Origin of the sequence: Microbacterium sp. Marseille-Q6965, assembly GCF_946151065.1 — a bacterium.
Taxonomy (GTDB): Bacteria; Actinomycetota; Actinomycetes; order Actinomycetales; family Microbacteriaceae; genus Microbacterium.
The window spans coordinates 1,349,700-1,369,164 of sequence record NZ_CAMGZA010000001.1 but is presented as its reverse complement, the minus strand read 5'-3'; the positions used below and the strand labels follow the sequence as shown (position 1 = coordinate 1,369,164).

Below are 19,465 nucleotides of genomic sequence, written 5' to 3'. Positions count from 1 at the left end.
GACTGAACGCGTCGGATACAGCACCGTATCGGCGGTGCCGATCGGCGCTGCCGGTCGCGATCGAGAGGCACGTCTTGTCCCAACTCCCCCCCCCCCCCCCCCAGAACCCCCCCCCCCCCCCCCCCCTCACCACCTCCCCCCCCCCCCTCCGCCGCCCCGCGCCCCCCCATCCCCACCACGCGCTCCTCCCCCCCCTCCCCCCCCCCCCCCCCCCCCCCCTCCCCCCCCTCCCCCCCCTCCCCCCTCCCCCGCCCCCCCCCCCCCTCCCCCCCCCCCCCGTGCGCCCCCCCCTCCGCCCCCCCCGCCCCGCGGTCCGCGACCGCCGCCGCGCGCGCGGCCCTCCCCGCCCCGCCCAGGCGGGCGCCCGCGCGGCCGGGCCCCCCCCACCCGCCGCGCGCTCACGGGCGCACCTCGTCCACCAGTCGCAGGGCCTCGTCCACGCCGGCGCCGCGGTGCAGGATCGCCATGAGTGCGGCGGTGATGCCGAAGGGGTTGCGGTGCTGCACCACGTTGCGCCCGTAGACGATGCCGCGCGCGCCGGCGTCCAGCACCGCGACGGTGCGCTCGAGCAGGGTCTTGTCGTCGACGCGCCCGCCGCCGCGCACGAGCACCGGCACGTCCCCGGCCACCCGGATCACCCGGTGATACTCGCGGATGTCGTCGCTCGGGTCGGCCTTGATGAGGTCGGCGCCGAGCTCGACGGCTTGCCGCACCAGCGTCATGATGCGGTCGAGGTCCCCATCGACCATGTACCCGCCCGCCACGCTGTTGTCCTGCATGACGAGGGGCTCGATCATGAGCGGCATCCCGAACCTGGTGGCCTGCTCCCGCAGCGCGAGGATGGAGCGGATGTTGGCGCCGCGGATGCCGGGGTGCTGTGGCAGCTGCATGAGGTTCACGCACAGGGCGGCGGCATCGAGCCGCACCGCCTCCTCCACCGCGAAGGGCACGTGGTGGCTGTACAGCTCCTCGTCCAGCGGGGTGTTGTAGACGTTGGCCACGTCGGTGCGCATCACGAGGGCCGGCTTCTGCTTGCCGGCGATCGCCTGCAGGTGCCGCGCCTGGCCGAGCGTCATCTGGATCGCGTCGGGGCCGGCCTGCACGAGCGTCGCGACGGACTGGGCGATGTCCTCGATCCCGTCGAGGAAGCTGCGTTCCCCGAAGAATCCGTGGTCGATGGCGACATCGAGCGCTCGACCGGAGCGCGGATCGAAGAGGCGATTGAGGCGGTACGGCGTCATCGGCATGCTCCCTCGGATGCTTGTGCACGGCATCGTGCGGTGTCACGATAACGAGAGCCAGACAACGTTGTCTAGTGGAGGTGGCGATGGCGACACGAGGAGGGGACGCATGACGGACGTCCTGGTGGCGGGGCACGTCTGCGTGGATCTGGCGCCGCGATTCGAGCGCGAGGCGCAGATCCGCCCCGGCGCGCTGTTCGACGTCGGCGCACTCGAGGTGCGGGTGGGCGGGTGCATCGCGAACACCGGGGCGGTGCTCGCCGCGCTCGGCTCCGGGGTGCGCGCGCATGGACTGGTGGGGGACGACGAACTCGGGGCCATCGCCGCGGCGCAGCTCGGCGCGCGGGAGGGGATCACGGCGGACCTCGCCGTCGACGGGTCGCGGGCGACCTCGTACTCGATCGTCATCCAGCCCCCGGGGCGGGACCGCACCTTCTGGCACCACACCGGGGCGAACGACGCGTTCGACGGCGAGAGCGTGCGGCCGGGCGATGCCCGGCTCGTGCACGTGGGGTACCCGCCCCTCCTGCCCGGCATCGCCGACCGCGGCGGTGCACCTCTCGAGCGCCTGATGGCGCGGGTCAAGGCGTCCGGCGCCACCACCTCGCTCGACCTCGCGGTCGTCGACCCCGCCTCCCGCGCCGGCGGGTACGACTGGCGGGCCGTGCTGCGGCGCGCCCTGCCCCACGTCGACGTGCTCACGCCGTCGCTGGACGACCTCACCTCCGCGCTGCGGATCGAGCCGCGCCCGGGTCTCGCCGACGATCTCGCCGGCGAGCTGATCGCGGGAGGTGCCGCCGTGGTCGCGATCTCGGACGGCGAGCGCGGGCTGCTGCTGCGAACGGCGCCGGGACGGCGGCTGCGGCAGGGCGGGCCCGTCCTTGCCCCCCTGGCCGACGAATGGGGCGATGTGCGCGTGCGGCTGCCCCCGATCGCCGTGGCCGAGCCTCGCACGACGAACGGCGCCGGCGATGCCGCGACGGCCGGGCTGCTGCACGGAATGCTCGTCGGCGCCGACCCGGCGGGCGCGGCGGCCTGCGCGATCGCGAGCGCGGCGGCATGGATCGAGCGGGACGAGCTCTCGCCGTCCGCGCTCGTCGGGCGGGACGCCCGCCTGGCGGCGTGGATGGGCTGACGCGGCATAATCCTCGGGGGAGGCCCGATGACTGAGCACGCGCGCCGCGCGCCGACGATGAACGACGTCGCCGCGCACGCCGGCGTCGGGCTGAAGACCGTGTCGCGGTATGTCAACGGCGAGACGAACATCCGCCCCGACCTGGCCCAGCGCATCGCGGGCGCCATCGAGACGCTCGGCTATCGCCGCAACCTCGCCGCCGCGAGCATCCGGCCCGGCCAGCGCTCGGGCGTGATCGGCCTGATCATCGGTGACCTCGGCAACCCGTACTGGTCGAGCGTCGCGCGAGCCGCCGAGCGCGTCTGCGCGGAACGCCGGCACCTGCTGGTGACCGCCAGCAGCGAGGAGGATCCCGAACGGTTCGCCGCGCTCGCCGATCGGCTCGTGGACCAGCGCGTCGACGCGCTCGTGGCGGTGCCGCCCCCGGGTGCGGAGTCGTCGGCCGTCGAGCGCGCGAGGCGGCACATTCCCGTGATCGCGATCGACCGCCCCTCGCCGCACGCCACCTGCAGCATCGTCTACGACAACCGGGGCGGCGCTGAGGCGGCGGTCGCCGTGCTCCGCGAGCACGGGCCGGTGGGGTACGTGGGCGACACCCTCGCGATGTGGACCATGGCCGAGCGGTACGGCGGGTACGCGGCGGCGGTCGGGGCCGTCGACGAGCGGCTCGTGGCTCATGACGCCCACACGATGGACGACGCGATCGGGGCCGCGGCGCGCGTGATCGAGGCCGGCGCGCGCGCCATCCTCGCCGCCAACAACCGGGCGGCGCTGGGCACCCTGCGCACCTTCGCCGATCGGGGGGAGCGGCTGCCGCTCATCGGCTTCGACGACTTCGAGCTGGCATCGGTCGTGAACCCTCCCGTGTCCGTGGCGACGCCCGACAGCGCGGCGCTCGGGGCGCGGGGCGCGCTGGCCGCGTTCGCGGCGCTGGCCGGCGAGGCCGTCGCCGACGAGGTGCTGGCGCCCGGGCTGCTGCTGCGTGGCAGCGAGCGACCCTGACGATCACGATTCGGGGTGGCCCTCCGCGCGCCCCTTGCGTATCCTCGGCGTCTGAGGCAACGTTGTCTCACCATTCCGTTCGATGACGAGGGGAAGCGCATGCAGATCGGCTGCCATGGCCTGGTGTGGGCCGGAACCGTCGAGCCGGACGACGTCGAGAAGGCCGTCACCAAGACGCTCGACGCCGGGTTCGACCTGTTGGAGATGCCGCTGTTCGATCCGGAGTCTTTCGATGTCGACGCCGCGCGCGCGGTGCTCTCCGCTCACCCGATCGCGGTGTCGGCCTCCATGGGGCAGACGGCCGACAGCGACCCCCACAGCGAGGACCCCGCATGCGTGCAAGCCGCGGAGCGCAAGCTCCTGGCGGCGATCGACGTCCTGGAGGCGCTCGGGGCGCAGTACTTCGTGGGGGCGCTCTACACCGAACTGCGCAAGTACGAGCAGCCGGCCACGCGCGCGGCGCGGGCCCATGCCGTCGGCGTGGTGCAGACCGCGGCCGATCGGGCCGCCGAGGCGGGCATCACGCTCGGTCTCGAGGTCGTGAACCGTTACGAGACGAACCTCTTCAACACGGGGCGCGGCGCGCTCGCCTTCCTGGACGAGGTGGACCGCCCGAATGTCGGGGTCCACCTGGACACCTATCACATGAACATCGAGGAGTCGGACATGGCCCAGCCCGTGCTCGACTGCGCGGACCGGCTCGTGTACGTGCACGTGGGCGAGAGTCACCGTGGCTATCTCGGCTCCGGCACGGTCGACTTCGACGGGTTCTTCAAAGCGCTCGTCCGCGTCGGCTACGACGGGCCCATCACCTTCGAGAGCTTCTCCACGGCCGTCGTCCACGACGACCTCAGCCGAATGCTTGCCATCTGGCGCAACCTCTGGGACGACTCAGAGGACCTGGGTGCGCACGCGAACGCGTTCATCCGCGGGCGCATCCGCGCCGCGGAGACCATTGCCCTGCACTGAGAGAAAGGAACGACGATGACGTCGAAGCGATTCACCAAGGCACTTGCCGCCGCAGCAGGGGTCGGGGCCCTCGCCCTTGCCGGCTGCAGCAGCACCTCGCCGGTCGACCCCGGCACCGAGCCCGCCGACGATGAGATCGGCGTCGTGGGCCTCATGGTCCAGGACATCTCCAACCCCTTCTTCGCCGCGATGCAGAGCTCGATGGAGGAGGTGGCAGAGGAGGAGGGCTTCACCCTCAATGTGCAGGACGGCCAGCAGGACCTCGGTGCTCAGAACGAGCAGATCGACGCGTTCATCCAGCAGCAGGTCGACATCATCCTCCTCAACGCCGTCGACTCCGAGGGCATCGGCTCGGCCGTGCAGCGCGCCCTCGACGCTGGCATCACGGTGGTGGCGGTGGACGTCGACGCCGCCGGCGCGCAGGCCGCCGTCACCACCGACAACGTCGAGGCCGGCCGGCAGGCCTGCACCGCGCTGTTCGAGAAGATGGGCGGCCAGGGCAACATCCTCATCGTCGACGGCACGCCGATCACCTCGGTGCAGGAGCGCGTCGAGGGCTGCGAGGAGGTGCTCGCCGAGCACCCCGACATCACGGTGCTGGCCCACCAGAACGGCAACAACGACCGCGCCACCGGCCTCGACCTGACGACGCAGATGCTGACGGCCAACGACGACGTGCAGGGCATCTTCGCCATCAACGACCCCACGGCGCTCGGCGCGACGCTCGCGCTCGGTCAGGCGAACCGCGAGGGCGTCTGGGTGGTGGGTGTCGACGGGTCGCCGGAGGCGGTCGAGGCCATGCAGGACGACTCGTTCCCGAACTCGAGCTTCTGGGCCACGCCGGCGCAGGACCCGGGCGGGATGGTCGTCGAGGCGTTCGAGGTGGCCAAGGACATCCGCGCCAACGGTGCGCCGGACGAGGACGAGCGCATCATGCTCGTCGAGCCGAGCCTGGTCACGCGCGACACGGTCTCGGACTACGCGGGCTGGTGAGCGCATGCCCATGACGGCAGCGGAGCAGACGCCGTCCCCGCAGGTGGTCGCCGAGACGCTGCTCGAGGTGCGCGGCATCTCGAAGCGTTTCGGCGCCACCGCCGCGCTGACCGACGTGAGCTTCGACCTGCGCGCGGGCGAGATCCACTCGCTCTCGGGTGAGAACGGCGCGGGCAAGTCGACGCTCATGAAGATCATCACCGGGAACTATCAGCCGGACGCCGGGGAGGTCGTGGTGCGGGGCGAGCCGGTGCGGTTCGCCTCGCCGCGCGACGCCCAGGCGGCGGGGATCGCGATCATCCACCAGGAGCTCAACACGATCCCGGACATGACGGTCGCCGAGAACCTCGCCCTCGGTAAGGAGCCCGCCCGGTTCGGCCTGCTGAACCGCGGCAGGCTGATCTCGGACGCGCGCGACAAGCTGGCGCTCGTCGGCGCCGACATCGACCCGAGAACGCCGATCGGGCGCCTCAGCGTGGGCATGCAGCAGCTCGTGGAGATCGCCAGGGCGCTCTCGGAGGACGCGCAGATCCTCGTGCTCGATGAGCCGACGGCGGCACTGAGCCAGAGCGAGAGCGAGCGGCTGTTCCGCCTGCTGCGCGAGATGCGCGAGAAGGGCATGGGCCTGGTGTACATCTCGCACCGGATGGAGGAGATCTGGGAGCTCTCCGACCGCCTCACCGTGCTGCGCGACGGTCGCTACGTCGGCACCCGGCGCATGTCCGAGACGTCGTCGCGCGAGATCGTGTCGATGATGGTGGGGCGCGAGATCACCGATCTCTATCAGCGCTCGGAGCGGACCCCGGGCGAGGTGCGGCTGGACGTGCGTGAGCTGACGGACGGCAAGGGCGTGGGGCCCGTGTCGTTCCAGGTGCGCGGCGGCGAGGTGGTCTCGCTCGTCGGTCTCATCGGCGCGGGCCGCACCGAGGCGGTGCGGCTCATCTACGGCGCCGACCGGCCGGCATCCGGGCGGATCGAGCTCGACGGGCGGCCGTTGCGCGTGCGCGATCCGCGCCGCAGCATCCGCGACGGCGTCGCGCTGCTGCCCGAGAGCCGGAAGGACCAGGCCCTCTTCCTCGAGATGTCGGTGAGCTCGAACATCGACGTGTCGACCCTGTCCCGCCGCTCGCGGCTGGGCGTCACGCTGCCCGGCAAGCTGCGGCAGGCGGTGCGACCGGTGTGGGATGCGCTGCGGATCAAGGCCAGCTCTCCCGAGATCGAGGTGAAGTCGCTCTCGGGTGGGAATCAGCAGAAGGCGGTGCTGGCGCGCATGCTGCTGCAGGAGCCGCGCCTGCTCATCCTCGATGAGCCCACCCGGGGCGTCGACATCGGCGCCAAGTCGGAGATCTACCGGATCATCTCCGAGATCGCCGCGAACGGGGCCGCAGTGCTCATCGTCAGCTCCGATCTGCCCGAGGCCCTGGGGATCTCCGATCGCCTGCTGGTGATGCGCGAGGGGCGCATCGTGGCGGAGCTGGAGGCCGCCACGGCGACGGAGGAGAAGGTCATGGAACACGCCACCGGCGTGCACCGGAACGACGAGGAGACAGCATGAACGCGCTCTCAACGGCGCCCGCCGCGGCCACGACGGCCCGCCGGGCCGAGCTGCTTCGGAAGATGTTCTACTGGTGGGATCGCGTCGGCATCCTCGGTGTGCTGATCCTGCTCATCGTGATCGCGTCGTTCGCCTCCGAGAACTTCCTCTCGTTCAGCAACGCGATGGACGTGCTGCGGGCGATCTCGATCAACGCCATCATCGCCGCCGGCGTGACGGTGGTGATCCTCACCGCCGGCATCGACCTTTCGGTCGGCTCCATCCTGGCGGTGGCCGGTTGCGTGGGCGTGCTGTTGCACGTGTCGGGCATGCCGGCGCCGGTCGCGGTGGTCGGCGGCATCGTCGCCGGCGCGCTCGCCGGGGCGCTCAACGGCGTCCTCGTAGCCCTGCTGGTGCTGCCGTCCTTCATCGTGACGCTCGGCTCGATGCAGTACCTGCGTGGCACGGCGTACGCGCTGCTCGACGGTCAGCCCCTGATCGCCAACGACCTGTCGTACGCGCCCCTGGGATCCAGCTACGTGTCGGTCGTGCCCACGCCCGTCGTGATCATGCTCATCGTGTACGTGATCATGTGGTTCGTGCTCGAGCGCACCACGTTCGGACGCCACGTGTACGCGGTCGGCGGCAACCCGGAGGCGGCCCGCCTGGCCGGCATCAACGTCAAGAAGGTGCTGCTGTGGGTCTACACGATCGGCGGTGCCACCGCCGGGCTGGGTGGGATCCTGTTCTCAGCGCGTGTGCTCTCGGCGCAGCCCAACGCCGGCCAGAGCTATGAGCTCGACGCGATCGCGGCGGTCGTGCTCGGCGGCACGGCGCTCGCCGGCGGTCGGGGTCGGATCTTCGGCACGCTGCTGGGGGCGATGATCATCGGCGTCCTGTCGAACATCCTCGTGCTGACGAACGTGCCGTACTTCTACCAGCTGATCATCAAGGGGCTCGTCATCGTGCTGGCGATCACGCTGGACTCGCTGCGACGCGTGGGGCAGTCCAGATGACGCGCGCCTCGGCCCGGCGGCTCACGCCGGGTCGAGGCGCAGCACGTTCGACTCGCCCAGCTGGACGTCGTCGACGAGCCGCAGCGAGCGCGCGAGCTCGTCGACGGCGCCGAGCACCGTGCCGAAGCGCGTGCGGTCGGGGCTCATCGCGGTAAGGGTGACGAGGTGCGTGCCGGTCTCCCAGGAGTACGTGGCCATCGGCGGGGTGTTCTCGCGCTGCGGCATGTCGAGCACGAGGCGCTCGCCGGCACCCAGGTGCGGGCTGTGGAAGGGCTCGGCGTCGTCGTACTGCATGGGCATCATCGCCCGCGCCGCGCGCAGCTGCGGGGTGAGCTCCTCGACCTGGGCCATGGCGACGAGCAGCTCGGGGTCCTCGCGCCAGACCCAGGCGAGGATCCGGCCCTCCATGCGGCGCATGATCATCGGCACGAACTGGCTCATGAGCCAGGGGCCGAACCGGCCGGAGGGCGTTTCGAGGCCGAGCTGGCGGCGGGAGATGTTCAGCAGCATCCGGATCGCCGCCTTCCGGTGCCGGCGGCCGCGCAGGCCGACGCTGCCGGTGACGGAGACCCAGAGGCGGTCGTCGGCGGTGGCGGTGAGGCGCATGCCCTCAGCCTACGGGCGCCACCTCCGCGCGCGCCCTGGGGGGATCCCCATCGTCCGTCCGCTCCGCCCCAGTACCCTTGAGCGGTGACCACACCCGAACTGGCGCGCGCCGAGTCCCTGATCGCCGTGACCCCCGACTACCCGGAGCCCGGCGTGCTGTTCCGCGACATCTCGCCGCTGCTCGCCGACGGTGCGGCGATGCGCGCCGTCGCGGACGAGCTGATCCGGCCGTTTGCGGGCTCGTTCGACATGGTCGGTGGCATCGAGGCCCGCGGCTTCCTGCTCGCCGGCTACATCTCGGCGCTGACCGGTGTGGGGATGCTGCCGATCCGCAAGGCGGGGAAGCTGCCGCGGCCGGCCGCCGCGGTCTCGTATGCCCTCGAGTACGGCACCGCGACCATCGAGGGTCCGGACGTGCTCGCGCCGGGGGCACGCGTCCTGCTGCTCGACGACGTGCTCGCGACGGGCGGCACGCTCAGCGCGGCGCAGGAACTCGTGCGCGATCTGGGCGCCGTGGTGGCCGGCTCCGCCGTGATCCTCGAGCTTGAGGGCCTCGGCGGCCGGGCGCACGCCGGCGAGGTGCACACCGTCTTCACCGCCTGACCGCCGGCGGGCGCTCCGTCAGGCGTCGCTCGCGGGGCCGAAGCGCCGCGCGGCCGCCTGCTGGTGGGCGAGCCGGCGCAGGGCAAGGATCACCGGCTCGGTCAACACCGTGCCGAGAACGGCGTACCGGATCGCGGCGGCGCGGTCCTCGGGGGCCTCGGCAAGCTCTGCGGCCGCGATCTGCTCGGCCGCACGGATGTACGCCGTCATCACCGCATCGGGGATCTCGAAACCCGCGTCGTCGAGTCCGGCGAGAGCGGCCTCGAGCTGGGCGGGCTCCGTGCTTGCCGGATCGATCTGCCAGCCCGCGCGTGCGAGAACCGACGCCGCGCGCGGGGTGTCCTCCTGCGGCGGCGCGGCGGCGATGGCATGCTGCGCCGCGCCGAGGGCCGCGAACGTGTCGTGTTGCGGGTCGTCGATGACGCCGAGGATCGCGCGGGCCTGTGCGATGGACAGTCCGCCCGGGCCGAGCAGGGCGCGCACCAGCCGAAGCCGATCGAGATGAGTCTCGTCGTACTGCGCCTGGGTCGACGCGGTGAGGGTCCCGGGGGCGACCAGGCCTTCGCGCAGGTAGTACTTGATGGTCGCCACCGGCACGCGGCTGCGGCGGGAGAGCTCGGAAATGCGCACACGGACCCCTTGACATTAGATAGCACCACTCTCCAATATTGGGGAGTGGTGCTATCCAGTATGCGCCAGGACAGAACAGGGGAACGAGATGAGACCGCTGCCGGGCCGGATGACGCATGCGTACGAGGGTGAGCTGGTCGTGTTCATGGTCGGGATGCGCATCAACAGGTGGTGGCGCGTCGCCGACTGGTGGCCGGCATTCGCCGCCATGCCCGGCATGATGCGCGAGCTGGCCTCCGACCCGGAATCCGGCATGATCGGTTACCGGTTCTTCGGCTTCCCGCGCACGCCCAGTGTGATCCAGTACTGGACGAGCCTCGACAAGCTCTACGGCTACGCGTCGGATCCACAAGCCCGGCATCGGCCCGCTTGGACGGCGTTCAACCGGCGGGCGCGTGTGGCCGGTGATGCCGTCGGGATCTGGCACGAGACCTTTCCCGCGCGCGCGGCCGAATCCGTCTACGTGAACATGCCGCCCACCGGGCTCGGCGCGGCGACCGCGCTGCAGCCGGTCGGCCCGCGGGGCGAGACGGCTCGCGCGCGACTCGAGGCGGCACGTCGGTCGGGGGTCTGAGCCGCGAGACGACGAAGGCCGGGCATCGTGGGATGCCCGGCCTTCGCGCCGTCACAGGCCCAGGGCTGCGCGGATGGGGTCGAGCGTGAAGTACACCACGAACAGCACGGACGACAGCCACATCAGCCAGTGGATGTCGCGGATTCGGCCCTGCGCGAGCTTCACGATGACGTAGGCGATGAAGCCGGCGCCGATACCGTCGGAGATCGAGTAGGTGAACGGCATGATCGCGATCGTGAGGAAGGCCGGGATCGCGATCTCCATCCTCGTCCAGTCGATGCCCGAGATCTGCGTCATCATCAGGAAGCCGACGAGCACGAGGGCCGGCGCAGCCGCCTCGTAGGGAACGAGCGCGACGAGGGGCGACAGGAACGTCGCGAGCAGGAAGGCGATGCCGGTCACGACCGAGGCGAGGCCGGTTCGGGCGCCCTCCCCGACGCCCGAGGTCGACTCGACGTACGAGGTGTTCGACGAGACCGAGCCCATGCCGCCGGCGACCGCCGCGAGCGAGTCAATCACGAGGATGCGGCGGGTCTGCGGCGGGTTGCCCTTCTCGTCGAGCAGCTTGGCCTCGGCGCCCACGGCGACCATGGTGCCCATCGTGTCGAAGAAGTCCGCCAGCAGCAGCGTGAAGACGAGCAGGACGGCCGTGATGATGCCGATCCGGTCCCACGAGCTGAGGATGTTGAACTGCCCGAGCAGCGAGAAGTCGGGGGCGCTGACCACTCCCGTGAAGGTGGGCGCCGAGTTCCAGCCCCCGGGGTTGTCCTCGCCGGCGGGGCCGATGCGCAGCGTGTTCTCGAGGATCACCGCGACGACGGTGGCGACGAGGATCGCGATGAGCATCGCGCCGCGCACCTTGCGCACCCACAGCACGATCGCGAGGACGAGGCCCAGCACGAACACGAAGATCGGCCACGTGCCGAGGTTGCCGAGCGCGAGGATCGTCGCACCGGTCTCGACGAAGCCGGCGTTGGTGAGGCCGATGAGCGTGATGAACAGGCCGATGCCCACGCCGATGGCCACCTTGAGCTCGCGCGGCACGGCGTTGAAGACGGCCTCGCGGAAGCCGGTGAGGACGAGGAGCAGGATGATGATGCCCTCGATGACGACGAGGCCCATGGCGTCGGCCCACGTCACGCCCGGCATGCCGGCGATGGAGAACGCGACGACGGCGTTGAGGCCGAGGCCCGCGGCCAGGGCCATGGGGTAGTTGGCGACGACGCCCATCAGGATCGTCATGATGCCGGCGATGAGGGCGGTGGTGGAGGCGATCATGGCGAGGTTGGGCGAGTCGCCGCCGCCGAGCATCTGCCCCGTGCCGTCGGGAACGGTGCCGATGATGAGGGGGTTCAGGATCACGATGTAGCTCATCGCGAAGAAGGTCACCAGGCCGCCGCGGATCTCGGTGCCGACGGTCGATCCGCGCTCGGTGATCTTGAAGAAGCGGTCGATCGCGCCCCGCGGACCAGCCGCGCGCGTCGCCGTGGAAGTGTCGTTCGCCATGAGCGATATCCTTTCACGCTCGCGGTGTCCACCCCGGTGCCACCCGACCTCGGCCGGGCGTAGGCTGAGGACATCCGATCCATTCGGGCGAATACAGCAGCGCGAACCGATGCGCCGACGGTCCGAGGGATCGATACGCAGAGGAGCATCGAATGGCATTCGAAGGCAAGGTCGCGATCGTCACGGGCGGCGGGTCCGGCATCGGTGAGGCGACCGCGAAGGAGCTCGCGGCGCTCGGCGTGAAGGTCGTCGTCACCGACATCAAGCTGGACGCGGCGCAGCGCGTGGTCGACGACATCACCCGCGACGGCGGTGAGGCGGTGGCCATCCAGGGCGACACCGCCGTGGCCGAAGACAGCCGCAAGGCCGTCGAGTTCGCCGTGGAGACCTACGGCAAGCTCAACTACGCGTTCAACAACGCCGGGATCGGCGGCCCGTCGGCCCCGACGGGCGAGCTGGACCTCGACGGCTGGAACACGGTCATCGGCATCAACCTCAACGGCGTCGCGTACGGCCTGCGGTACCAGATCCCGGCGATCCTCGAGGCCGGCGCGGCCGACGGCGCCATCGTCAACATGGCCTCGATCCACGGCACCGTCGCGGCGCTCGGCAACTCCGCGTACACCGCGACCAAGCACGCGGTCGTCGGCCTCACGAAGAACGCCGCCGCCGAGTACGGCCCCGCCGGCCTGCGCATCAACGCGGTGGGCCCCGGCTACATCGACACTCCGCTGCTCGCGGGCGCGCCCGCAGAGGTGAAGGACGGTCTGGTCGCCAAGCACCCGCTCGGCCGCCTCGGCCGCCCCGAGGAGATCGCGAAGGTCGTGCGGTTCCTGCTCTCGGACGACGCCTCCTTCGTCACGGGCGCCTACTACCTCATCGACGGCGGCTACACGGCCGTCTGATCCCACGACGAGGCCCCGCCGATCCGTCGACGGGGCCTCGCGCGTGCGTGCGCACCGGTCGCGTCACACCGCCAGCTCACGGGTGAGGCGCTCGTTGATCTGGCGTGAGATGCCGACGAGGATCGCGTCCGCGCCGAGCATCGCCGGGCTGATGTCGAGGTCGCGGGTCATGAGCGGGTGCGCGCCCTCGTACACCTGGCCGCGGAAGGCCGACACGAACGGTTCGAGCGTCGACAGCGCCCCGCCCAGGTAGATCGCGCCCGGGTTGAAGAAGTTCACCACGGCGCAGAGCACCTCGCCCAGGTGCCGTCCCGCGGCGCGGGCCAGTGCCATGGCGGTGGGATCGGCGTCGCGGACGAGGCGGACCACCTCGGGCGTGCCCGACACGTCGTAGCCCTCGGCCCGCAGGGCACGGGTGAGGGCCGCGCCGGAGGCCACCGTCTCGAGGCAGCCGCGATTGCCGCACGAGCACGGCAGGTCGCCCGCCGCCGACACCCGCGTGTGCGTGATGTCGCCGGCCGCGCCGCCCGATCCGCGATACACCGATCCGTCGATGACGACGCCGGCACCGATGGCGGTGCCGACCTTGAGGGTCACCGACCCCGAGACGCGCGGGGAGCGCGCGAAGTGCTCGCCCAGAGCCATGGCGTTCGCGTCGTTCTCGACGACCGCGGGCACCCCCGTGATCTCCGCGAGCATGGCGGCGACGTCGACGCCGCCCCACCCGGGCATGCGAGCGGGGCTGTTGGCGCCGCGGGAGTCGACGTCGACGGGACCGGGAAGCGCGATTCCGACGCCGGACAGGGGCGCCCCGGCGAGGCGGCCGAGCGCCTCGACGGCCTTCTCGAGCACGGGGCGCGGGCCGTCCGCGATGGCGACGGCGATCTCGTCGGTGCGCAGCAGGTCGGCGCCGCGCGGCGCGACCCCGAGCCGGGCATGCGCGCCGCCGAGGTCGATCATGCCCAGCACCCCCTCGCCGCCGGTGAGGCGCAGCTCACGAGCGCGTCGTCCCCCGCTCGAGTGACGTGCCTCGCCCTCCTCGACGAGCGACTTCGCGATGAGCGACTGCACGTGCTGCGAGACCGTGGAGGGTGACAGTCCGAGCAGCTCGGCGAGGTCGCGCCGCGAGCGGGCGCGACCGGACCCGATGGCGGCGAGCACGTTGTTCTCCGCGGAGCTGGTGCGTGACATGACTTCTTCCGGCGGGGCGGGCGGATGGGTCCAGTGTGCCCGGTGCGCGCGCTGCGGCGAGGCTTCGCCACTTCTTACGAAACAGGCGAAACAAGAATGTCACACATCTTCTGTTTACCGAAAGAACTTTCTTCGGTTACCGTAATCCGACATCCCACATGCACCACCCGCGCATCCGCTCGGGACGACAGGAGGATCTCCATGCGATCTGCAACCACCGCGAGGGGGCGCGTCGGCATCGCCGCCGCGGGTCTCCTCGCCACCGCGGCGCTCGTCGCCGGCTGCGCGGCGGGCGGCGCCGACGGCGCGTCCGGCGAGCCCAAGGACGAGCTCAACTACGCGCTGCCCGCCAACGCGACGCCCAACTGGCTGATGCCCCTCGCCATCTCGGGCAAGCTGGCCACCCACAACTCGTCGCTGATTCGCGCGCTGTACGAGCCGCTCATCGCCTACGACGGTTCCATGGGCACCGTGGATCGCGTGCCGACCGCCGACCTGGCCGACGCGGTCGAGTTCTCCGAGGACGGCCTCAGCGTGACGATCACGCTCGACGAGCGCACGTGGTCGGACGGCACCCCCGTCACGTCCGCCGACGTGAAGTTCTGGTTCGACGTCGTCGCCGCGAACAAGGAGGACTGGGCCAGCTACCGCGTCGGCGCCATGCCCGACAACGTGACCGCGGTGGAGACCCCCGACGAGAGCACCGTGGTGCTCACGTTCGACCAGGTCTACAACCAGGAGTGGCTGCTGGCCTCGCAGCTGACCCTCATCGTGCCGATCCCGGCGCACGCCTGGGCCATCACCGAGGACGGCGGCGAGCCCGACACGGCGCTCGCCGAGACGCCCGAGGGCGCCCAGGCCATCTGGGACTACCTCATCGCCGAGGGCGAGGACCTCGCCGGCTACGAGGGCAACCCGCTCTTCGACATCGTGAGCGGACCGTACACGCTGGGCGCGTTCAGCGACTCGGGTCGCGTGACGCTGACCGAGAACGACGCGTACGACGGCGAGGACGCGGCCGGGATCCCGACCATCAACTTCCTGCCGTTCACGAGCGGCGACGCCGAGCTCGCGGCGGTGCGCTCGGGCGAGGTCGACTACGGGTACATCCCCACGAGCGAGCTCGACAACGCCGCGCAGTACGAGGACCTCGGCTACGACGTCGTGAACTGGGACGGCTGGTCCATCACGTACATGCCGTACAACTTCAACAACCCCGAGATGGGGCCGGTGTACCAGCAGCTCTACGTGCGTCAGGCGCTGCAGCACCTCGTCGACCAGGAGCAGATCTCCGAGGTCGTGTGGCACGGTGCGGCGAACCCGGGCTACGGTCCGGTGCCGCAGAACCCCGACAACAAGTTCCTCTCGGACGAGCAGCGCGAGAACCCCTACCCGTTCGACCCCGAGGCGGCGCAGGCGCTGCTGGAGGAGAACGGCTGGACGCTGGGCTCGGACGGCATCTACGTGTGCGAGACGGGTGCCGACTGCGGTGAGGGAATCGCCGACGGCCAGAAGCTCGCCATCACGATCCTCACGCAGAGCGGGTCGACCGAGACGGACAACATGTTCGCCGAGATGAAGTCGACCTTCGAGGAGGCGGGCGTCGGCGTGACGATCGAGTCCGCGCCGCTGAACACGGTCCTCGGCTCCATCGCCCCGTGCGAGCCGGACGCGGCGGAGTGCACGTGGGAGCTGCCGTTCTTCGGCACCGCCGGCTCGTGGTACTTCGGCGGGTACCCGTCGGGTGAGCGCATCTTCGGCACCGGCGCGGCCTCGAACTTCGGCTCGTACAGCGACCCCGAATTCGACGCGCTCATGGCCGACAGCCTGCGCGCCGACGACGACACCGCGATGCAGGAGTACTCGGCCTACGGCGCGATCAACCTGCCCGTCATGTGGATGCCGAACCCGGTGTACCAGGTGTCCGTCATCGACAGCGGACTGACCGGCACCGACCAGGACTCGCTCGGCAACTTCCACCCCCAGCGCTGGGCGTGGAGCGAGTGAGCACCCACTCGTGAGTCAGATCCCCGACGCCGTCCCCGCGACCGTCGCCGTTCAGGCGACGGCCGCGGGGCGGCGTACCCGCAACCCCTTCCTCTTCTTCCTGCTGCGCCGGGTCGGCCAGGCGCTCGTCGTGATCTTCGTCGTCACCGTCGTCGTGTTCGCCCTGCTGCAGATGCTGCCGGGCGGCCCCGCCCGCGGTGTGCTCGGGGTGCAGGCCACCGCCGAGCAGATCGAGGCGTTCAACCGCGCGCAGGGCTTCGACCGGCCGGTGTGGGAGCAGTACCTGCTGTTCCTCGGCCGCCTTCTCACCGGAGATCTGGGCGATTCGTACCTGCTCAACATGTCGGTCACCGATGCGATCGCGCAGCGGCTGCCCAAGACGCTGCTGCTGACCGGCATGGCGCTCGTCGTCGCGCTCGTCATCGCGATCCCCGTGGGCATCTTCCAGGCGGTGCGCCGCAACCGCGGCGCCGACTACACGCTCTCGGCACTCGCGATCGTCGCGTACTCCACCCCCTCCTTCTTCCTCGGGATGCTGCTGATCATGGTGTTCAGCCAGACGCTCGGCCTGCTTCCGGCCAACGCGCCCCAGGGCGGCACCGTCGCCGCCGTGCTCGCCGAACCCCAGCGGCTCGTGCTGCCCGTGCTCACCGGCGCGATCCCGCTCGTGGCGACCTTCAGTCGCTACATGCGCTCGTCGGCCCTCGACGGACTGAGCGAGGACTACATCCGCACCGCACGCTCGAAGGGCACGCCGTTCCGTCGCGTGCTCTCGCGTCACCTGCTGCGCAACTCGCTCACGCCGGTGGTGGCGATGCTCGGCTACCAGCTGCCCGTGATGTTCGGCGGGGCCCTGGTCATCGAGCAGCTGTTCAACTACCCCGGCATGGGCCTGTTGTTCTGGAGCGCGGCCCAGTCGAGCGACTTCCCCGTGCTGCTCGGCTGCGTGCTCGTCATCTCCATCGCGACGGTGGTGGGCTCGCTGCTCGCCGACGTCCTGCAGGCGATCCTCGACCCGCGCACGCGAGGAGGGATCGCATGAGCGGCCTCAAGCGCTTCGCCGCCAATCGGCTGGCCCTCGTGGGCCTCGTCGTGCTGCTGCTCGCGGTGCTGTTCGTCGTGGTGGGCCCGATCGTGCACCCCACCGAGCAGATCCGCACGGCCCTCGACCAGGCCAACCTGCGTCCCGGTGAGGGCGGGCATCCGCTCGGCACCGACGCCCTCGGCTACGACGTGCTGGGCCGGCTCATGCTGGCCGGGCGCACGTCGCTGCTCGTCGGCATCCTCGCCGGCGTGCTGGCGACCGTCATCGGCACGCTGTGGGGCGCCATCGCGGGCTATGTCGGTGGCATCGTCGACTCGATCATGATGCGCATCGTCGACGCGGGCATCGCGATCCCGGCCATCTTCCTGCTGCTCGTGCTGTCGACCATCGTCCGGCCCAGCGAGTGGATGATGATCGTCGTCATCGGTCTCGTGTCATGGCTCGTCCCCGCGCGGCTCGTGCGGGCGGAGTCGCTCTCGGTCAAGACGCGGGACTACGTCGTGGCGGCCCGCGCGATGGGCGCCACCCATCCCCGCGTCGTGCTGCGCCACATCGTGCCGAACACGGTGGGCACCGTCGTCGTGAACGCCACGTTCCAGGTGGCCGACGCGATCCTCCTCGTCGCGTACGTCAGCTTCCTCGGCATGGGCCTGCAGCCGCCGGCCACCGACTGGGGGGCGATGCTGAACGCCGGGCTCTCGCTCATCTATCAGAACGCGTGGTGGCTGATCCTGCCACCGGGCATCGCGATCGTCGTGGTCGTGTGCGCGCTCAACTTCGTCGGCGACGGGCTGCGCGACGTGTTCGATGTCAAGGGAAGGACCGCGTGATGGCCGCTGAGCGTGAGACGGTGCTGCGGATCGAGGATCTGCGGGTGCGCTTCGCGGGGCGCGACGAGGACGCCGTGCGTGGCGTCAGCCTCGATGTGGCGGCCGGGGAGGTCGTCGCCCTCGTCGGCGAGTCGGGTTCGGGCAAGTCGGTCACGTCGTTCGCCGCCATGGGGCTGCTGCCGCGCACGGCTCGCGCGACGGGCTCCATCCGCATCGCCGATCGCGGGGCGCAGCGCGAGGTGATCGGTGCCGGCGAGCGGGAGCTCGACGATGTGCGCGGCCGCGTGGTGTCGATGGTGTTCCAGGAGCCGATGACGGCGCTGAACCCGACGATGACGCTCGGCGCCCAGATCGCCGAGGCGGTGCGTAACCACACCTCCGCTTCGGCTCGGGAGGCCGCCGATCGCGCGGTCGAACTCATGCGCTCGGTCGGCATTCCCGAACCCGAGCGCCGAGCGAGGCAGTTCCCGCACGAGCTGTCGGGCGGGCAACGCCAGCGCGTGGTGATCGCGATCGCCCTCGCGTGCGAGCCGCGCGTGATCATCGCCGACGAGCCCACGACGGCGCTCGACGTGACCGTGCAGGCCGAGATCCTCGACCTGCTGCGTCGGCTCGTCCGGGAGCGCGGCACCGGCCTCATGATCATCACCCACAACATGGGCGTGGTCGCCGACCTGGCCGATCGCGTGTTCGTGATGCGACACGGCGAGGTGGTGGAGTCGGGCGACGTCATGCAGGTGCTGCGCGAGCCGCGCCACGAGTACACCCGCGCGCTCCTGGCCGCCATCCCGCAGCTGCCGCCGGGAGCGGTCCACGTGGGGGAGGCCGGCGCGCCCCGCGAACTGCCGGTCGTGACCGACCCCGTCATCGAGATGCGCGGCGTCGCAGCCGGGTACCGCGTGAACGGCCGACACGTGCCCGCCGTCGAGCACATCGATCTGGCCGTCGGAGCGGGAGAGATCGTCGGCCTCGTCGGCGAATCGGGCTCCGGAAAGTCCACCGTCAGCCGCATCGCGCTCGGCCTGCTGCCCGTCAGTGCCGGCGAGGTGACGCTGCTGGGTCAGCGGCTGTCCGGCCTGCGGGGAGCCCGCCGGCGCCGGCTGCACGCTGAGCTGGGCGTCGTGTTCCAGGACCCGGGCGGGTCGCTGGACCCGCGCATGACGGTCGGCGAGTCGATCGCCGAGCCGCTCGCGATTCACCGGCCGCGGATGTCGGGTGCCGAGCGGCGTGCGCGCGTGGCGGAGCTGCTCGACGCGGTGCGGCTTCCCAGCGACGCCGCCAGGCGATTCCCGCACGAGTTCTCGGGCGGCCAGCGCCAGCGCATCGGCATGGCGCGGGCGCTCGTGCTGAAGCCGCGCCTGCTTGTCGCCGACGAGCCCACGAGCGCGCTCGACGTGTCGGTGCAGGCCGAGGTACTCGACGTGCTGCGCGCGCTGCACGCCGAGCTCGGGTTCGGCTGCCTGTTCGTCAGCCACGACCTCGCGGTGGTCAACGAGCTCACCGATCGGGTCGTCGTGATGCGCCGCGGCCGCATCGTCGAGCAGGGGCCCACGGACGACGTGCTGGCGTCGCCGCGCGAGGAGTACACGCAGGAGCTGCTGGCCTCGGTGCCGGCGCCCGACCCCGTCGCGCAGCGCGAGCGTCGCGCCGCACGGCTGGGTCTTCTGGAGGGATGAGC

The 19,465-nt window shown here is 71.2% G+C and carries 18 protein-coding genes; 13 read left to right on the top strand and 5 right to left on the bottom strand.

Annotation, left to right across the window (positions count from 1 at the left end; translation table 11 throughout):
- Nucleotides 1-398: 398 nt before the first annotated feature.
- Entirely contained in the window at nt 399-1,247 is an 849-nt protein-coding gene (locus N8N77_RS06495) for a class I fructose-bisphosphate aldolase (protein ID WP_261165557.1), read from the bottom strand.
- A gap of 103 nt (nt 1,248-1,350) precedes the next feature.
- Between N8N77_RS06495 and N8N77_RS06490 the strand changes: the two genes are divergently transcribed.
- The 6 genes from N8N77_RS06490 to N8N77_RS06465 all read left to right on the top strand — a co-directional run bounded on the left by N8N77_RS06490 (nt 1,351) and on the right by N8N77_RS06465 (nt 7,890).
- On the top strand, nt 1,351-2,376 hold the full coding sequence (locus tag N8N77_RS06490; protein WP_261165555.1) for a carbohydrate kinase family protein: 1,026 nt from the start codon (nt 1,351-1,353) through the stop codon (nt 2,374-2,376).
- A 27-nt stretch (nt 2,377-2,403) separates the two neighbouring features.
- Nucleotides 2,404-3,378 carry a LacI family DNA-binding transcriptional regulator gene (locus tag N8N77_RS06485; protein ID WP_261165553.1) on the top strand — a complete coding sequence of 325 codons (975 nt, stop codon included), beginning with the start codon at nt 2,404-2,406 and terminating at the stop codon, nt 3,376-3,378.
- Nucleotides 3,379-3,477: 99 nt separating this feature from the next.
- The gene (locus N8N77_RS06480; RefSeq protein WP_261165551.1) at nt 3,478-4,347 is read left to right on the top strand and encodes a sugar phosphate isomerase/epimerase; all 870 of its coding nucleotides are present in this window, start codon (nt 3,478-3,480) and stop codon (nt 4,345-4,347) included.
- A gap of 15 nt (nt 4,348-4,362) precedes the next feature.
- Nucleotides 4,363-5,340, top strand: coding sequence for an ABC transporter substrate-binding protein (locus tag N8N77_RS06475; protein ID WP_261165549.1), 978 nt, complete (start codon nt 4,363-4,365; stop codon nt 5,338-5,340).
- Between the two features lie 4 nt (nt 5,341-5,344).
- Entirely contained in the window at nt 5,345-6,895 is a 1,551-nt protein-coding gene (locus N8N77_RS06470) for a sugar ABC transporter ATP-binding protein (protein ID WP_261165547.1), read from the top strand.
- The gene (locus N8N77_RS06465) at nt 6,892-7,890 is read left to right on the top strand and encodes an ABC transporter permease (protein ID WP_261165545.1); all 999 of its coding nucleotides are present in this window, start codon (nt 6,892-6,894) and stop codon (nt 7,888-7,890) included. The genes N8N77_RS06470 and N8N77_RS06465 overlap by 4 nt, the downstream gene beginning before the upstream one ends.
- Nucleotides 7,891-7,911: 21 nt before the next feature.
- Here N8N77_RS06465 and N8N77_RS06460 read toward each other — a convergent pair whose 3' ends face one another.
- The gene (locus tag N8N77_RS06460) at nt 7,912-8,496 is read right to left on the bottom strand and encodes a hypothetical protein (RefSeq protein WP_261165543.1); all 585 of its coding nucleotides are present in this window, start codon (nt 8,494-8,496) and stop codon (nt 7,912-7,914) included.
- Between the two features lie 84 nt (nt 8,497-8,580).
- Here N8N77_RS06460 and N8N77_RS06455 point away from each other — a divergent pair, with 84 nt between their 5' ends.
- A complete protein-coding gene (locus tag N8N77_RS06455; RefSeq protein ID WP_261165542.1) occupies nt 8,581-9,099 on the top strand; it encodes an adenine phosphoribosyltransferase in 519 nt (172 codons plus the stop codon).
- An 18-nt stretch (nt 9,100-9,117) separates the two neighbouring features.
- Here N8N77_RS06455 and N8N77_RS06450 read toward each other — a convergent pair whose 3' ends face one another.
- On the bottom strand, nt 9,118-9,729 hold the full coding sequence (locus N8N77_RS06450; protein ID WP_261165540.1) for a MerR family transcriptional regulator: 612 nt from the start codon (nt 9,727-9,729) through the stop codon (nt 9,118-9,120).
- An 88-nt stretch (nt 9,730-9,817) separates the two neighbouring features.
- Between N8N77_RS06450 and N8N77_RS06445 the strand changes: the two genes are divergently transcribed.
- Nucleotides 9,818-10,303: a DUF4188 domain-containing protein gene (locus N8N77_RS06445; RefSeq protein ID WP_261165538.1), complete on the top strand. Its 486-nt coding sequence runs from the start codon at nt 9,818-9,820 to the stop codon at nt 10,301-10,303.
- 51 nt (nt 10,304-10,354) lie between these two features.
- Here N8N77_RS06445 and N8N77_RS06440 read toward each other — a convergent pair whose 3' ends face one another.
- Entirely contained in the window at nt 10,355-11,809 is a 1,455-nt protein-coding gene (locus N8N77_RS06440) for an NCS2 family permease (protein ID WP_261165537.1), read from the bottom strand.
- A 152-nt stretch (nt 11,810-11,961) separates the two neighbouring features.
- Here N8N77_RS06440 and N8N77_RS06435 point away from each other — a divergent pair, with 152 nt between their 5' ends.
- Nucleotides 11,962-12,714: an SDR family NAD(P)-dependent oxidoreductase gene (locus N8N77_RS06435; RefSeq protein WP_261165535.1), complete on the top strand. Its 753-nt coding sequence runs from the start codon at nt 11,962-11,964 to the stop codon at nt 12,712-12,714.
- Between the two features lie 63 nt (nt 12,715-12,777).
- Here the strand turns inward: N8N77_RS06435 and N8N77_RS06430 are convergent, their stop codons facing one another.
- The gene (locus N8N77_RS06430; RefSeq protein WP_261165533.1) at nt 12,778-13,905 is read right to left on the bottom strand and encodes an ROK family transcriptional regulator; all 1,128 of its coding nucleotides are present in this window, start codon (nt 13,903-13,905) and stop codon (nt 12,778-12,780) included.
- A gap of 201 nt (nt 13,906-14,106) precedes the next feature.
- Between N8N77_RS06430 and N8N77_RS06425 the strand changes: the two genes are divergently transcribed.
- From N8N77_RS06425 to N8N77_RS06410, 4 genes are read left to right on the top strand one after another with little or no spacing between them, the layout of a single operon-like run.
- Nucleotides 14,107-15,912 (top strand): peptide ABC transporter substrate-binding protein, encoded by a 1,806-nt coding sequence (locus tag N8N77_RS06425; RefSeq protein WP_261165532.1) that lies wholly within the window; start codon nt 14,107-14,109, stop codon nt 15,910-15,912.
- A 10-nt stretch (nt 15,913-15,922) separates the two neighbouring features.
- The gene (locus tag N8N77_RS06420) at nt 15,923-16,954 is read left to right on the top strand and encodes an ABC transporter permease (RefSeq protein WP_261165530.1); all 1,032 of its coding nucleotides are present in this window, start codon (nt 15,923-15,925) and stop codon (nt 16,952-16,954) included.
- Complete coding sequence (locus N8N77_RS06415; protein ID WP_261165529.1) at nt 16,951-17,787, top strand: ABC transporter permease; 837 nt, start codon at nt 16,951-16,953, stop codon at nt 17,785-17,787. Before N8N77_RS06420 ends, N8N77_RS06415 begins: the two co-directional genes overlap by 4 nt.
- Nucleotides 17,787-19,463 carry an ABC transporter ATP-binding protein gene (locus N8N77_RS06410; RefSeq protein ID WP_261165527.1) on the top strand — a complete coding sequence of 559 codons (1,677 nt, stop codon included), beginning with the start codon at nt 17,787-17,789 and terminating at the stop codon, nt 19,461-19,463. Before N8N77_RS06415 ends, N8N77_RS06410 begins: the two co-directional genes overlap by 1 nt.
- Nucleotides 19,464-19,465: the final 2 nt, after the last annotated feature.